Here is a 16415-nt window from a genome sequence, read left to right on the forward strand (position 1 = left end):
CGAACAACAAGATAAAGCTACTGATACGGACTGCCTATGGCTTCAGGAACATGAACAACATGCTGTCGCTGATAATGTTGAGCTGTTCCTATGTAGATGTAAAGATAGCCTACGAATGGGAATCGGAATCGAGAGAATCATCTAGCAAGGCTGCCTAAATGCTTCCACACATGTTGATGATGCCTCAATTTTTTTTAAGTGCGATGAAATTGTTAGTAAGAGAATAATGTATAGATAAATGATTTGTTTGAACGACTGCTGTATTGATTTTTGCCAACTATGTAATACATTGTGTAGCAAAATGTTTTGTCTGCAGAAAGTTGTAAAAAATGATGGAAAATTTTTTTAGATGAAAACACATAGACAAAATAATGTGATTTTTCTAACATGAAATCGCTTTAAAAGTTTTAGAGCGTTAATCCGAAAGGGAATTACATGAAGATATCATTGTGGAAAAAGGTTGCGTTGCTTGGCTTAATTGCTTTGGCTGCATCTGTATTTGCTCAGCAGAGTAAATATGGTTATGTTGTGGGAACTTTTGTTTCTGGCTCAAATGAAGTGGAACGCATTGGGCAAGAAGGTAAGTTTCTTCATTATCGTTTTAAAATAAAGACAAGTAACAATACGGTGTATGAATGCGTTATTGACGTCAAAAATGGGCATAAGTATGAATTCCCGTATAGAATTGTCGACATGCGTGATTATAACGCTAGCTATTATGGTAATATATGGTCTGCAACAAATGCGTATCACCCGATTACAATGATTTCGGGTGTGGGCGGCACCGCTTCAGAAGGAGCTTTGGACTACATTCGTCATAAAGGAATTCTTCTTGATATCGCTGGTAGAAGATGGCAGCATGCTATTGCCTATCAGACAAGTGATCCTATGCAGTATAAGCTGCCGATGTTTGATGATCTCTTTAAAAATGTCAAGAGAATTTACGTGTTTGGTGCCCCTTATTCAAAGGGATACGGAATGCATCTGATTCACCAGAATCAGGGGGACCAGAATCCTGCTCATATATCGGGAAACGGTATTTTCCAGGATGGAGCTGTCATATTTGAGTATTCTGCGATAGGTGCCAAGAAGCCTGTGCGAAAAATGTTGATGGTTAAATTTGATGACCAGCCGAATGAACCGGGCCAATCTGATTTTTCTTATACAACCGATCCGGATGGAAGCGGCCCTCTGCATATTGGACAGGCTGCCCCCTATTATGAAGAAGAATTTTATTTTAGTGGTAGGCCTGGCCTTTCTGAAGCTACTGTGTCAAAAATACACGGACCGTTTAATGCTGAACAAATCGAAGTTTATGCCGATAATAATGAAGACGATTGTATGTCTTATAGCGATGTGGATTTGTTCCTTGGCAATACTCCTACATTGACGAAAGATTCTGGCTCTTTAACCTTTTCTCGACAAAATGGTTGTATTAATGAATTCGTTCGTTACTATGGCAATGATCATTACTACTATTACATAAACGCCTGGGATCCGGATTCAAGACCGAAAATCCGTCTGCGCTATAGGTAAACAATTCAAATAAAAAATGAGAATCCATTCGCTATGCGGATGGATTTTTTTTGTTTTGTTGGTAAAATTCTTTGAGATTTTTTTGGTATATTTTTTTTTACAGGCGTGGTGCTATACAATGTATAGCTGCTGTATTAATTGCTTTGTACTGATTTTTATTGCGATTAAATTAAAAATTTAAATGATACTTTTTTCTTATTATCTTGTCGGTTGTCATTTGTGTAACAATTAGAAATACTTTGGTGTGAGTCTTTTTACTCGACAAAATGCCATACTTTTCAAGGGATAAACATGTCCAGTAGCTTAATTAGTATTGCCGGAATTGACAATAAAATGGTTGATATTTTATCGTCAAAGGCTGGAATCAAGACTTTAAAACAATTTTATGATGCGACTCGGTCGGCTAAAGATCGAAAAATCTTGTCCGAAAAAACGGGTATCACGTTGGCCAATATTAGCCATTGGGCCACGCAGGCGGAATTACTTCGTGTTGATGAAATGTCTTACAATGAAGCGTATGATTTGATTGATGGCGGAATTTATTCCGTTGAACAATTGAAAAATACCGATGCAAAGGAAATATTGCAGAAGATAAAAAAAATAAATACCTTTTCTAATATTACAGAAAGTAAAATTTTGCAATTGCAAAAATCAACTGTGCAATCTGCGAAAGCCTTTGATTCCTGCTCAATTCAAAAGGAGTTGGTTGTGTCCAGTGGCGATACTCCTAGCATTTACTCTGATCTATCGAGTGTTATTACGGAATTGGGTAAGGGCGTTGCGCAAGCGCAACGAGCTTTGGATGAAAATTCTATGGCTATACAGAATGAAATTTTGCAGAATGATAGACTGTATAGTGCAGGAATGCAGGCCACATGGTATGTGATGCCTGAAGTTGAATTTACAATGAAAATAGATTACGCAGTTTCTAAAGAACGGAGTATGACAGGACAGGTTCTTAGCTCTGAAATTAGTATTGCTCCAAGTAATGCGACTTTCTCTAACTTGTTTAAATCTTCGAAAAAAGAGGAGAGTACTATCAAGTTGAGAATAGTTCCGATTCCTCCAAGTGATAAGTTTGTTGTAAGAAGATATATGCCGGATTTAAGTCTCCTACCTACTATTGGGGAAATAAGAAATGCTTTGGATGAAATAAATGTTTCTGTTTATGAAATTGATCCGGAAGAAGCGAAGAATTGGAGTGATGGTGTACATGTGAATGTAATTCATCAAGAACCTGCCAAGAATACGATTTTAAATATGGGCGTCGTCCCGAAAATAACGTTGAAAAAAATAGAATCCAAAAATGAATTGGATGGTAAGAATAAATAAAGCGGAGAAAGAATGGCTACACTTTCTGAACAATTATCTCGTCTGTATGTAAAATCGAGTTCATTGACCAAAAAGAGAATTCAAGAAGAGCTTAAAACGCTTGAAGAAAAAATAGTTGAGTATGAAGGAAAAATTCATGAACTTGATGTCGTAAAAAAAACATTGGAAGAAAAATCCGTGGAATTGGCTTCTGTAAAAGTTCGTTTGGAATCGGAACAAATAGAAGCACAAAAGCAAACAGATGCTTTCAATGAAGAGTATAAAAAGTATTTAAGCTCAAAAGAAGAACTAGAAAAATTACAAGCACAAATTAGAGCATCTTATTCAACGGAAGACATTTCATCTTTCTTGAACAAGATGATAAATGATTTTAATACAAGTTCAGCTTCTGATACTGATGTTGCCAAATATATCATCAACAACATGGATGTTGATTTGAAGGTGAGAATTTATGATGATAGTAAAAATAATGGTGAAAAATCATTCAAGTTTACTGCACCTAGCATTAGTGAGACGACTGAAGACAGCTTGAGTAGTATAAAAATCACAATTCAAGCGGTTCCAAAATAAAAATGATTTTTTTAGTAAGTACCGTCACGTCAATTGAATCTAGGAGGATTATCTATAGAAAAAAGTATTTAATGAATATGTTTTAAGCTGAAGTCCTGACTAGAATGTTTTTTTTAGAGGGGGCTTCTTAACAAGAAAAAAAGGAATAATAGATATGTCAATCGGAAAAGATCTTTTAAACGTTCCGTTTGGTGACATGGTCATGCAGTTAGCTAATGCGATTGCGGAAGGTCAGTTCAAAATGGATATGGCCAGCTGTAAGATTGCCAAGTTAATGGGTGATGTTGAAACATGTGGAATTGAAATTCCTAATTTCGGTGATTCGTTAACTGGCTCTGAAACGGTTTCCTTGATTGGTGCTGGTTTTCAACCAACTTTTTATCAGTTTACTGATACAATTATTGAAGTTAAGATCTCAATTTCAACGACTATGTCTGTAGAAACGTCGGCGTCAGTAGGCTTTACCTGTTCATGTGCGTCTGTGAATGCTTCTTTTTCTGCAAAGTACTCTTATTCTGCAGAGGGATCTAGCTTGATTAGGACGAAGATTACTCCTGTTCCGCCAAATGCTTTTATGTCAAAATTGTTGGATTTGAAAGCCCAGTTGGAGCAGAAAAAGTTTGAAAAAACATTGCAGTTAATCGAACAGGAAATAGCAAAGGAAACCTCTTCAGAGGAAAATAAACCTGCATCGAATAATTCTGAAAATAATCAAAATGTACCGGCAGAAGAACCTGCTGAAACTTAACACTAAAATAAATAAAGAGGATTATAAATATGAGTATTGGTCAACAATTACTGGATGTACCCTTTAGTGATATGGTTGCTAATTTGGGCATGGCTATTGCTAACGCTCAAAAATCTCTTGATGAAAATTCAATTGAAATTCTAAAGATGATGGGGGAAGATGATACAGTGTCCCTTCCCATGGTTTCTGTTTCTTATGACAGTAAAAAAGAAAAGGATGGAAAGACTGGCATTGAAGTTACTGATAAGGAATTTAAAACTTCTATGATTGGTGCTGGTTTTCAGCCAACCTTTTACCAGTTTGCAGAAACTGTTATTGAGGTCAAAATTGCTATTAGTATGAATCAGGAAGCAACTTCTGAATCTACTTCACATAATGAATCCAAAGAAACAAAAAAGTCTTGGCGTAAAAGTCGTGCTAATGTATCTACTGTAGATGCAACGTATTCTAGTAAATATAGCTATAGTGCTGAAGGCTCAAGTTTGTTGAGAACTCGTTTGGTTCCTGTACCTCCTAATACGATCATTGCTCAGGCAATTGATATGAGGAGCCAGGCTATGAATAAGATTTTCCAGATTGAATCTGATAGGGTTGCTATGGAAATTGAATCGGCCAATAATGATTATGATACAAAACATACTTCTACCACCCCACCTCAAATAGAAGTAGACAACAAAGAAAAGGATCAGTAATTAAATCGAGTAATATCGTTTAATTATATGGATGTTTTGTTGTGACAATTTCTTTTTTGGACAGAAATTGTCATTGGAATGAGCAGCCTTGATTAGAATATTAAGGGTGCTCATTTCTCAAATTAAGATTTTGATTATTACAGCACATGGATGAAAATACAGAAGAATATTTAGACAGCCTGTTGTTTGATGATATTGAAGGGCTGCTGTTTTCTGAAGAATATGCTGATTCAGACGACAATGCGTCGTTAATATCTGAAATTGCGGAATCGGAAATTCCCAGCGATTGTAGTACTTTAGATAATATTGCTGTATCTCCTGATGAAAATAAAAATGTTAATAGTGAATCGTCCATAGAAAAAGAAAATGTTCTAAAAATTGATGATGGGGATGATTCGTTTGCTAGAGAACTTGATTCATTTGCCATAGAAGAATTACGTACCTCTTTAGGAGCGTTTAAAGAGAAGAAAAATTCCTTAATTAGAGAAGGTTTTGAAACAAATACATTACGTAATTCTATTGATAGTGCTGAACGGACCATTTTTTCTTCTGTAAATCAGGAAGAAAAAAAAATAGCTGGTCGCGAAGTTTTTTTTTCTGGGCTTTTTTGTGATTCCTTGTGGAATCAAGGGTCTCTTTTTGGTTCAAAATTTAATGATTTTTCTTTACAAGAAAATATCGGGCCAGAATCTCTAGGTAAAATTGAACGGATTTGTCAACGGGAAAATCGATTTGCTGAATCTCTGTCTCAAGAAAGTGTGATCTTTGATGCAGAAAGGGCTAATGCGAAAATAAGAGATTCTTTTGTGAATGAATCTTCCGATAATACCGAAGAATTCCATAAAGAATCAGAAGTATCTCCGGTCATGAAAAAAAGAATGGTTTCTGAGGATGTCGAAATCATTAAAGTTTCAAAAAAAAGTATGCTTGATGCAAGAGTCCTTTGTGAAACCATTGTCGCAAAGGATAAATTGAGATTAGCTGAATCTTGTTTAAAAGAAAATAATGCATCAATCAATTCTGGTTTTGTAAGTGTTTCAAAAAAAGATTTGTTGAAATCAAACTTATCTGAACGTAGAACGGGAAAATATGATTCATCAATCAAATTGGATTCTGCGAAGGTTTCAAAAAATAGTTTGCTGGAAATGGAATTGCGTTGTGAATCTAAAATTGCGATTAAAGAATCAAGTTTATCCGAATGTAGAAAGGATGAAATTGATTCATCAATTAAATTGGATTCTGCAAAGGTTTCAAAAAATAGTCTGCTGGAAACGGAATTGCGTCGTGACTCTATAATTTCTGTTAAAGAATCGAAATTATCCGAAAATGAAACTGAAAAAAATAGTGTGTTTATTAGATCAGAATCCGTAAAAGTTTCAAAAAATAATTTTGAAATGGAGGCGCAACGAATTTCTGTTTCTGTTAATCAAGCTTCCATTGATACGAAATCTGATAAAAAAAATAAAACGAAAGAACCTCTTGAATTAAAGAATCAAAAAAGATTTGACAATAATTTTTCTGTCGCTGTTGAACTTAAGGTGAAAAGTTCCGATTCAATTAATTCTAAAAGAGAATCTTTTTCTTCGGTAAGTATTACTTCTTCATTTAGAGGCCTAAGGGGTAATGCTAATGAAAAAAAAACAAGGATGTTGATATCCCGTGATGTAAAAAGATTTTTTTCTTGTGATAATATGAAAAATAGTTTTAATCAAAAAAAAAGGTTGTTTTAATGGCTACTATAGGGTTTGATGAGCAGATAGAGCAAATTGTCAAACAATTGACAGAAAAAATAAATATGGCTATTTCATTTGCCTTGGATGAATCGAAATCGTTTGAACAGGCTGAAGCCATTTTCAATGAAGCTATAACTGTTTTGGAGTATTACCAGTGCGGCGATACCGCAGCAGAACAGCTTATAAATTTTTCCAAGATAACGTACTTTAGAAAAGAATGTAGAAAAGCTTTGCTTTTTGCTACTGATGCTGTAGAAAAAAGTGTGACAGATAATGTCAGGGAAAAAGCATCTAATAACCTTCATGATATGGCTTTTAAGTTGTTAGAATACATTGTAATCAATGATAAGGGACAGATTAACGTAACCTTTGATGATGTCCAGTCTTTTTTAGTTCCTCAGGATTATTGTAACGCTTTGCAAAAGGCTTATGAGGCGAGAAATTTAATCAAAACAAAGAATGATCTGGTCTTTGTTACGAATGCTTTGAAGAAACTTTCTATGGAGGTTTTGAGGCAAGGACTAAGACAAGAAAAGGATGGACATTTTGCAGACTCATTGTCCCTATTAAAGAATGTTCTGCCGTTCTTAAATGTAAAAAGAGCGGAAATTGTAAATAAGGAAATTGAAAAAATGGAGGGCATTAGCAATGCAGTCTAAACAGTTAAAGAATATCGTTGACATACTACACGATATGGATAAAAAAGCTGCACTTTTTTTAAGTAATCAAAATTATGATGATGCTCTTGCCGTGTATAAAGAAATTTTGAAAGCCCAAGAACAGCTGAAACTTGAAAAACTTTGCGGCCATACCATGTTGAACATTGCGAATATATACATGATGCAAAATGACTATGATCAAGCTTTGGCGAATATCAGTAAGGCTGCTATGTTGAAATCAATGCAGTCCGATAATGATGACCGTGGGAATTTGAAACTGACTCAGGCTAGCTGCTTGTTTGTAATGAATAAGGGAAAAGTGGCTGAATCTGAACTAAAGAACGAACTTCGTAAAAATAGTAATAAAACGTTGTGTGGAAAAATAGAACTGCTTTTGTTCTCTTATTATAAAGATGTGCAGAATAGGTTGGCTGCTCGAACATTTATTGATAAAGCGATAAATCACTTTAAACTTGATCATAATAAAGAAGAATTATTGCGGGCATTAAAAGGTCGTGTAGATTATTTTAGGTCAATTGGTCAGGGGCATTACGCCCAGTTTGACGAAAGTGAAATTGAACGTTTGATGAATTCCTGAAAATAGGAGGTCTTCGATATGCAGAAGGATTGCCACTATTATGGAACTTATTATATGGCTACGCAAGCTGGATTTAACCATGAAGAAGCTGAAAAAATCGCCTGGGCTGCTCAATCTGTGGATGAAATGGATCATGATGTCGTTAGAAAGCTTAGAGATAATGCTGTTGAATTGGAAAAAAATAAAGATAAATCAAAAAAAAATGAAACTCTAAAAAAGGAATATACTGAACTATACTACAATGTGGTTACCGTACATGACTTCATTTTTTATTTATTTCAAAAAGAATGGACTCGACAAGACTCTTTGTTGCAAATGTCGAAGCAGATTGAATCTGTTTGGTCTGTTTTTCATTTTCTGCCGGCAAATATAACTGACAATGAGTTGAAATTAAAAGATAGATCTCCTGAATTGAAAACGGTGAAAATAGAGGGGTATGATACGGATTTTGCCGAAAAGAAATACAAGAAGGATTTGAAATTGGTTTGCAAACCTTCTTCAAAGTTGGCAAATCAAATTTTTCAATTTGTACTTGATTTTGTTAAATCCAATTCTACACCAGAATCCGGTTTTAGTGATGAAGTTTTGTTTTCGATTGGAATTTTTATGCATGTAATTGCTGATACATGGTCGCATCAAGATTTTTGTGGCTCATGTAACATGCATGTAAATCGTGGTGCGATTGTAGAGAGTGGCAATCGAACCTCATTTGAACCCAATTGGGGGGAAATTGGACTTGGAAAAATTGCGTGGTTAAATTCAAAATGGTTTGAATATACTGGTAAAGATACTCCTTTTCGCTGCTTTTCGGCTATATGGACGGGACATGGAACCTCCGGAAGTTTCCCTGATATTCCTGGGAAAAAGTACACTTATATTCCAGATTATTCAAATTCGTCTATTACAGTTGATAACCCAGATCGATTCAGGAAAGCTTTTGCTCAAATGTATTATATCATGAAAGCTTTATATGAAAAGAATGAGTATGAAATTTCATCGAATGTAGATATCCCAGATTTTGTAGAAAATGCTGGTAAAATTTGTTTTACCGATGGCGATGAAAAAGATCGATGCGAATTGTGGAATACGTTTTTAGAAAAAAAATTGAAAGAGTATGACAAAAATAATGAAAACTGTAATTCAAAAGTTTTTCTAATCCGCGCTTATGAATACAGAAAATTCGCTTTAGAAAAAATTGCTAAAGAAATTATAAATGATCCAGACTACTACAAAGATGTTGAAACATTGACTATAAAGGAGTTGATGTCTTCAAAATTTGAAGAAGCGTTAAATGCGCTTGGTACAGTGACTCAATACCTTTCCGAAAATGGGCTGGTCAAGGTTCAGGATAGTTTAGGTAATAATCTTGATAAACTTGGGGAAAAATTGGATGAAAGTATGTTTAAACTACTTGATCAATTGTCTGTTAAAGGTGATGTGTGGGATAAATTTTCCCATGAAATCTCTCTGCAAAATTTCAAACTGATGAAAACAGGTTCTTCGTTTTAATCTTAGAACAGTAAAAAAGGATTTGTATGAAGGAATGGATTTTAAATGTTTTGTGTAAGTTGAATTGTGGTCGGTTGAAAGTCTTGGTTCGCGAAGATTTGCCAGTCAATGCATTGTCCGGTGCATTCAACAATACTATTGTATTATCAAAGAAATTGGTTTCAATGCAACAAGAAAATCTATTACCGAAAAACGTATTCATTTTTATCCTTTTACATGAGATAGCTCATCTTATTCAACAGTCTGTGTTGTCTAAAATGCTTTCAAAGGATGAAATTGCTGATTTTATTCAATTAAATAGAGACTCTTTAGAAAAAAATGCTGATGAAATTGCATTTTCCTTTTCTTGTGGGGATATGTGGAGAAAGGTAATTTCTTTAATTGATTTTTCTGATGCTCTTGAAGATTCGCCATCTTTTGATTATGATAATCTTTCTGTTCAATGGTGGATGGTTGATGGAATTTTATCGGAAGCATTGTTGACGGAAGATCCTGAAAAGGCTGGAAAGGCTGATGATAAAAAAAAAGACGTGAAAGCTGCTATAGAAAATGTGAAAAATGATGGAAAACTGAATGAACTATTAGGAAAAACATTGTCGATAAAGGCTGATAAAGATTTTTCTGATGAAGTTTTTGATGTTCAAACTGCTGCTATAGAAGAAGGCATTCATGAAACGTATGCAAGAGATGCTTTGATTGAGCTTGAAAAAAATTGTAATCAGCATATTGACGAAAAATCCAAAGCGCGAAATATCAAATTAAGTTTTGAAAATACGGGTAATGGCGGACGAAATTGTTTTACAAAAAAGAACGGAGAAATTGTACATAAAATTAATTGCGAATCATTTGTACAAGGGGCTCAATGGAATGATCGGTGGCATTATTCTAATATAAATTTTGCCATGAAGTTTTTTTTTGCAGAACTTTCTGGAGACTTATTTGAAAAAGATGCTTTTGTTTACTCAAGTCATCTTAAAAGAATGCAATTCTTGCATTCAATGGATTGTAGTGGAGGATGTAAATCGCTTAACTATAGGAAAATTAGGCGATGGACTGAATTTTGTATAGATGTTTTTAACAATATTGAAGTTTCTCAAGTAAAAAAACATATTCAGGATTTGACCATTGATGAATATGTAAATATAGTTGATGATGAATTGTTCCGAATCATGATGCGAGATTTGCTTGATAGTGCATATGGTTCGAAATCAATTAAATATTTTTTTGGGGGTGATAAATTTGATGCAGGATCAGTTGCGCTAGGTTGTGTTTCGCATATGATTCAAGATAGTTTTGCTTTGTCTCATGTAAAACGCTGCTTGGATCCGTTTGCGATACGACGCTCATCTGATTTTGATTTGTCTATCGATGGTCAGAAAAAAAAATCATCAAGTGATTCTGTTGATATATCTCTTGATGGTAAAGATGATAAATCAGAAATGTTGGCAGGTAATCCCATACAAGTTGAAAACGATAAGTTTAAAAATTGTAAAGAAAATGTCAAAAATGGTAAAGAAAAATGGGATTATGATAAATTTAGAGAATCGTTGTCTCGTCAGGCGATGCCTGTAATTCTATATGCGAATTATGAAAAACAGGATGCAGCGAAACATAAGCATGCTGATGTTTTTTTGACTCATATAGATAGTCAAAAAACGAAAACGAAAGCCCGTCGTGTAGGTCAGTGGATTTTTAATAATCCTCAAACAGATGATGCTTTGCATGAAGACTTCTATGTGCAGACATTGAATGCAACAATGGCGAGAGATTGTTCTGAAATGTTTGTTTATATGACCGCAATGGATTATCCCAAGGAAGAAATATTAAACTTTCTTGATTCAATTTATCTTTCTTTTCGTAGTTTGGGTGAAACAACTACATCGGGCTTGCAGTATTGTTTGAAGGACTCTGTTGAAAATAGATATGAAAATGCAATAGAATCCTTAATGTGTTATAATTTTAATGAGCCTTTAGTTAGTCGAATCATAACTTATAATAGAACTATTATTTTACTTAAGGATATTTTTCGACGCACTTCTATAGTAAATAGATTGCGGAGAAATGAGTGCTTTCATCATGTTTGTGAAATATTTAACGAAATATACTTATGGACATTTGTGCTTGCACGAACTTATAAGGATTGTCCAGACTTGAGATCTTTCTGTGCTGAGTGTGCAGGAAGCATATATTATTTGTTTTTAAAAGTATGTAGTTGCCTAAATGATATCGAAAAAAAAGCTGATGAACTGGATGGTGTAAATAATGGTGAAACGAAAAGTCGTATAAATGACGTGAATGTATCCGCCCAACTGGTGAAAACGTTACTAGAAAATATAAAGAGAAACAAGGGCGTCAATTGCTGTGAAGAATGTAACGATATGATTAAGTCGTTTGAAGAAAAAAAGCAAATTGGCATGACGGAAAAATGTTTTGTAGTGCAAATTATTTCTGGTGATGAACGATGTGCTGGTACGGATGCCGATGTCCATTTGAAAATTTATGGGAAAATAAAAGACGAAAATGGTAAAGTGAAAGAAATTTTAGTTGGAGAATATCCTTTAATCGATAATATTGGAAACTCGTTTGAAAGATGTTCTTCTGAAATATTTGAATTTTATACTGATAAAGATGTTTTCGTGATTACAAGTATCACGATTGGACATAATGGTAAATGGTGGGGAGATAAATGGTATGTTGATGATATCATTGTGTCTGCCCCTCTTAATTTGATGGAAAGTGGATGGGTATTTCATGTCAAAGATTGGATTGATAAGAATGAAGAAATGAATTTGTCTGCATATCCGCTTGAAAAGATGCGGTATTTTACTTTAAAGATTTATACTGGTGCTGAGCATTGGGCAGGAACGAATTCAGATATATATATATCAATATTTACTAAAAAAGACGGTGAAGTTGTTGAAACAGACGCAAAATTAATTGATAATGTGAATGATAATTTTGAAGCTGGTGATATAGACTTTTTTACAATAGAATGTCAGTCTAGTATTGATGATATTTGTAAGATAAAATTGAAAAATGATGGATCTGATAAATGGTTTGTTGATAAAGTTGTTGTAGCCGATGTTATTACTGAAAAAACATGGTTTTTTACGGCCAAACAATGGGTGACGAATGATAAAGATCTTTTCTTAAGTCGAGAGGAAGGCTGTAATTTTGTAGTAGATATTTATACTGGAGAGCAGTCGTGTGGTGGTACGGATTCTAACGTGTTTATTACCATTTTGGGCGAAAATGGCGAAACGAAAGAAACTGAACTTAATGATTCGAAGAATAATTTTGAACAAGGAAGCAAGGATACTTTTTGGATTTCTTCTGAAAATAGCATTGGTGTAGTGACTGGTGTTAAAATAAGAAAGAATGGGCGAGATGATTGGTTCCTTGATAAAGTGGTTGTAACAGATAATATTTCCGGGAAAAAATGGAATTTCTTTGCAAATTGCAAAGTGGGTAATGATGAATCCGTTTCTTTGCCAAACCCAAAACTAAAAAGTTGCTTTGCTATAGATGTTTATACTGGTTATGAATCTAATGGCGGTACGGATGATGATGTCTTCGTTGCTGTCCATGGAAAAAATGGAAATGAAATCCCAAAACAGAAATTGGATGGCTCGAAGAATAATTTTGAAAAAGGTAGTAAGGATTCCTTTACGATTACATCAGATGTTTATGTTGATGAAATTGATTACATAGAACTTTATAAGGAGGGTAGTGACGATTGGTTCCTAAATAAAGTTGTTGTAAAAAATATGCTTACGGATGAAGTGAAAGAATTTGTTGCCGATTGCTTAATTGGAGATGATGAATGTGTTAGACTACCTAAAATGACGGTGGAAAGCTGGTTTACAGTTGATGTCTATACCAGTAATAAAAGTGATGCCGGAACTGATGATGATGTGTATATGTCTATTCATGGGAAAAATAATAGGCTGATACCTAAACAACAACTTAATAATTCAAAAAATAATTTTGAAAAAAAGGATAAGGATACTTTTACAATTACATCAGATGTATGTATTGATGATATTGATTACATAAAGGTGTATAAAGATGGGAACGATGATTGGTTCCTTGAGAAAGTTGTTATAAAAAATGAGATAACAAAAAAAGAGAATGTGTTTGTTCCTAATAGAAAAATTGGTAAGGATGATGGTCCTTTTTATCCGCATGTTGCGCAACAGTCATTTATCGTTGATGTTTATACCGGAACGGAATTTGGTTCTGGAACGGATGATGATGTGTTTATTTCTATTTGTGGGCAAAATGGTGAAATAGAAGATTACGAACTTTGCGATTCGAAAAATAATTTTGAAAATGATGGTAAAGATACTTTTGTAGTTTCCTCTGAAAAACCGATTGGTGATATAACGAAAATTAAGGTTCGCCTTAAAGGTAGTGGACGCTGGCTCCTTAATAAAGTTGTTGTGACTGACATAATCACAAATGAGGAATGGGTGTTTATGTCGAATCAATGGCTTGAAAATAATGAAGTGGTTTTGACCCAGGAATCTCGGACTCGTTTGAAGTTAGAGGTTTTTACGAGCGATGACGATTATGCTGGAACGGACGATAAGGTTGAAATTGCTCTTTATGGTGAAAATGATAAAGTTATCCTGCCTTTCGTAGTTCTCGATGATTCGCATAACAACTTTGAACGTGGTGATCGAGATTTGTTTACTCTGTACATATTTGATGACTTTGACAGTATTAAACAAATTGGTGTGAAAAAAGATGGTAGTGATAAATGGATACTTGATAAGATTGTTGTGACGGATGAAAAAACTGAAAATGTAAAGGTGTTTACTACTAATCAAGCCATTGAAAAAAATCAAGAAGTGAGGTTACTTGAACAGGATTCTTTAGTGAATTTTAAGATTGATGTTTATACAAGTAATCAATATAAGGCTGGAACTGATGGGGATGTAAAAATTGCCATTTATGGAAAAGATGGTGCTTTGATCCTTCCTTTTACAAAGTTGGATAATTCGGAAAATAATTTTGAACGAAATAGTAAGGATTCCTTTATTGTTTCAACTTCGCTGGAGGAAAAGAACCTCTCGTATGATAATATTGAGTATGTTGAAATAACTCAAAATAACCGCGATGACTGGCTTTTGGATATCCACGATGACTGGCTTTTGGATAAAATTATCATAACGGATATTTACTCAAAAACTGAATGGACCTTTATTCCGGTTCCTTATAAAAAGATTACTAAAGGTGATACTATAAAAATTGATAGGAGTGAGAGAGGGAAGTGCTTCTTAATGAATGTCTATACAAGTGCAGAATCATATGCAGGGACTGACGATGTTATTGAGTTTGCGGTTTTTGGAAAGGAAGGTGTTGAAATAATACCATTTACTGCAATGAATGATTTTAAAAATAATTATGAAAAAAAAGATGTTGATTCATTTGTTTTTAATACTGAATTGTATGTTGATGATATAAATGAAGTAAGGGTAAGGCATAAAGGAGTTGATGATTGGTATTTAGATAAAATTGTAATAAGTGATGCAATTTCAGGGAAAGAATGGATGTTTGTCGCTAATTCATGGATAAGAAATAAAGAGGAAATTACATTATCTCATGAAGAATTAAGACATTTTGTAATTGATGTATATACAGATGGAAATCTTTTCTCGGGAACCGATGGTTCTGTAGAAATTTCAATAGACGGCGTGAAAAAGGTTCTTGATAATAGACATAATAACTTTGAAGCTGGGGATCGAGATTCGTTTACAATTCATTTTGACAAACCTTTCGTAGTTGCAGGTGAAGGTGGCTGTGATTGGAATCCTGTCGTTAAACTTTTGTGTAATGCTGTTGATGGCTGGACTCCAGAGATTGTCATAATATCTGATTTAAATTCAAATAATCGATGGGTTTTTGCTCCGGAAAAAACAACTCAAAATGAGTTCCTCTTGAAAAAATGTAAAGACTATACCTGTTTTGAGATTGATGTTTATACGAGTGATGAAACTGGGGCTGGGACAAACGCTAATGTTAAAATAGATATTAATGGCAATTGTCCTCAAAAGTTGCTAAACAATCGAAAAGATAATTTTGAATCAGGAGATAAAGATTCATTTATTGTAGTATATGAGAATTCTGTTGAAGAACCATCGTATATTACTGTTTCTCATGATGGCTCAGGAAAATTGTCTGAATGGAAATTAGGCAATGTTAATATTGCTGATTTGGTAAATGGAAAGGTCTGGCAATTTGCTGCAGGCAATAATTGTGTGATTAAAGCTAATGAAATGATTACTTTGGCTTATCGATGTGGGCGTTATTTTAGAGTTGATTTACCACAATCTGATAAAAAGATAGGTACTGAAATTTCTCTTGTTGGAGAAGAAGGCGATATTCCTTTCCAAAAAATCGATGGCAATACATCATTTTCAATGATATCTTATTCGGGAATAGGAAATCTTTTGAAAATCATAATAAAGAATGGGGATGATAAATCCGGATTGGATTGTGTTTCTGGAAAAATAACCATAACGGATATCTATTTGGGTAAAAAATGGATCTTTGATAGTGTCGGTTTGACTAAAGAGATTAATCAAGTTGAGTTGGAGCCAATTGAAATAATCGTTAACTCGAGAATAGGTTTCTATGAGAAAAAAGAGATTGCTTATGCCTAAAAAAATTGTCGTTGCGCAAGATTGCACTCATCTTAAACGGATTATTGAAGAAACTGTCAAACGAAATGGGGAAAAGTGTAATCTTAATTTTATAGACGTATCAAAAGTTGCTGATATGAATGGGCTCTTCCAATTTTCCAAATTTAATGGTGACATTAGCAAGTGGGATGTATCTAAAGTTGCGGATATGAGTATGATGTTTTACCATTCCGACTTCAATGGTGATATTAGTAAATGGAACGTACCTTTAATGACCGATTTAAACAAAATATTTCTTTTTTCTGCTTTAGAGGACTCTGGAATGGTTCCTGGTTGGTATAATATGCGAAAAAGATTTCTGTAAAAGATTGTAAATCTCATTTTCTTTAAT

Annotated in this window: 11 protein-coding genes; all 11 read left to right on the forward strand. The window is 34.1% G+C overall.

Annotation, left to right across the window (positions count from 1 at the left end; all coding sequences use genetic code 11):
- The first annotated feature begins 435 nt into the window (after positions 1–435).
- The 11 genes from MMG03_RS10540 to MMG03_RS10590 all read left to right on the forward strand — a co-directional run bounded on the left by MMG03_RS10540 (position 436) and on the right by MMG03_RS10590 (position 16388).
- On the forward strand, positions 436–1536 hold the full coding sequence (locus MMG03_RS10540; RefSeq protein ID WP_249506227.1) for a DUF2278 family protein: 1101 nt from the start codon (positions 436–438) through the stop codon (positions 1534–1536).
- Between the two features lie 291 nt (positions 1537–1827).
- The gene (locus MMG03_RS10545; protein WP_249506228.1) at positions 1828–2868 is read left to right on the forward strand and encodes a DUF4332 domain-containing protein; all 1041 of its coding nucleotides are present in this window, start codon (positions 1828–1830) and stop codon (positions 2866–2868) included.
- A gap of 12 nt (positions 2869–2880) precedes the next feature.
- A complete protein-coding gene (locus tag MMG03_RS10550) occupies positions 2881–3438 on the forward strand; it encodes a hypothetical protein (RefSeq protein WP_073284253.1) in 558 nt (185 codons plus the stop codon).
- 154 nt (positions 3439–3592) lie between these two features.
- On the forward strand, positions 3593–4186 hold the full coding sequence (locus tag MMG03_RS10555; protein WP_073284255.1) for a hypothetical protein: 594 nt from the start codon (positions 3593–3595) through the stop codon (positions 4184–4186).
- A gap of 29 nt (positions 4187–4215) precedes the next feature.
- Positions 4216–4878: a hypothetical protein gene (locus MMG03_RS10560; protein WP_249506229.1), complete on the forward strand. Its 663-nt coding sequence runs from the start codon at positions 4216–4218 to the stop codon at positions 4876–4878.
- A gap of 146 nt (positions 4879–5024) precedes the next feature.
- Positions 5025–6608: a hypothetical protein gene (locus MMG03_RS10565; RefSeq protein WP_249506230.1), complete on the forward strand. Its 1584-nt coding sequence runs from the start codon at positions 5025–5027 to the stop codon at positions 6606–6608.
- On the forward strand, positions 6608–7270 hold the full coding sequence (locus MMG03_RS10570; RefSeq protein WP_088666029.1) for a hypothetical protein: 663 nt from the start codon (positions 6608–6610) through the stop codon (positions 7268–7270). The genes MMG03_RS10565 and MMG03_RS10570 overlap by 1 nt, the downstream gene beginning before the upstream one ends.
- Positions 7260–7868: a hypothetical protein gene (locus MMG03_RS10575; RefSeq protein ID WP_073284266.1), complete on the forward strand. Its 609-nt coding sequence runs from the start codon at positions 7260–7262 to the stop codon at positions 7866–7868. Before MMG03_RS10570 ends, MMG03_RS10575 begins: the two co-directional genes overlap by 11 nt.
- A gap of 18 nt (positions 7869–7886) precedes the next feature.
- Positions 7887–9377 (forward strand): DUF6765 family protein, encoded by a 1491-nt coding sequence (locus tag MMG03_RS10580; protein ID WP_249506231.1) that lies wholly within the window; start codon positions 7887–7889, stop codon positions 9375–9377.
- 26 nt (positions 9378–9403) lie between these two features.
- Positions 9404–16045 carry a PLAT/LH2 domain-containing protein gene (locus tag MMG03_RS10585; RefSeq protein WP_249506232.1) on the forward strand — a complete coding sequence of 2214 codons (6642 nt, stop codon included), beginning with the start codon at positions 9404–9406 and terminating at the stop codon, positions 16043–16045.
- Positions 16038–16388 carry a BspA family leucine-rich repeat surface protein gene (locus MMG03_RS10590; RefSeq protein WP_249506233.1) on the forward strand — a complete coding sequence of 117 codons (351 nt, stop codon included), beginning with the start codon at positions 16038–16040 and terminating at the stop codon, positions 16386–16388. Before MMG03_RS10585 ends, MMG03_RS10590 begins: the two co-directional genes overlap by 8 nt.
- Positions 16389–16415 lie beyond the last annotated feature (27 nt).

The organism is Fibrobacter sp. HC4 (assembly GCF_023373925.1).
In the GTDB taxonomy this organism is placed as follows: domain Bacteria; phylum Fibrobacterota; class Fibrobacteria; order Fibrobacterales; family Fibrobacteraceae; genus Fibrobacter.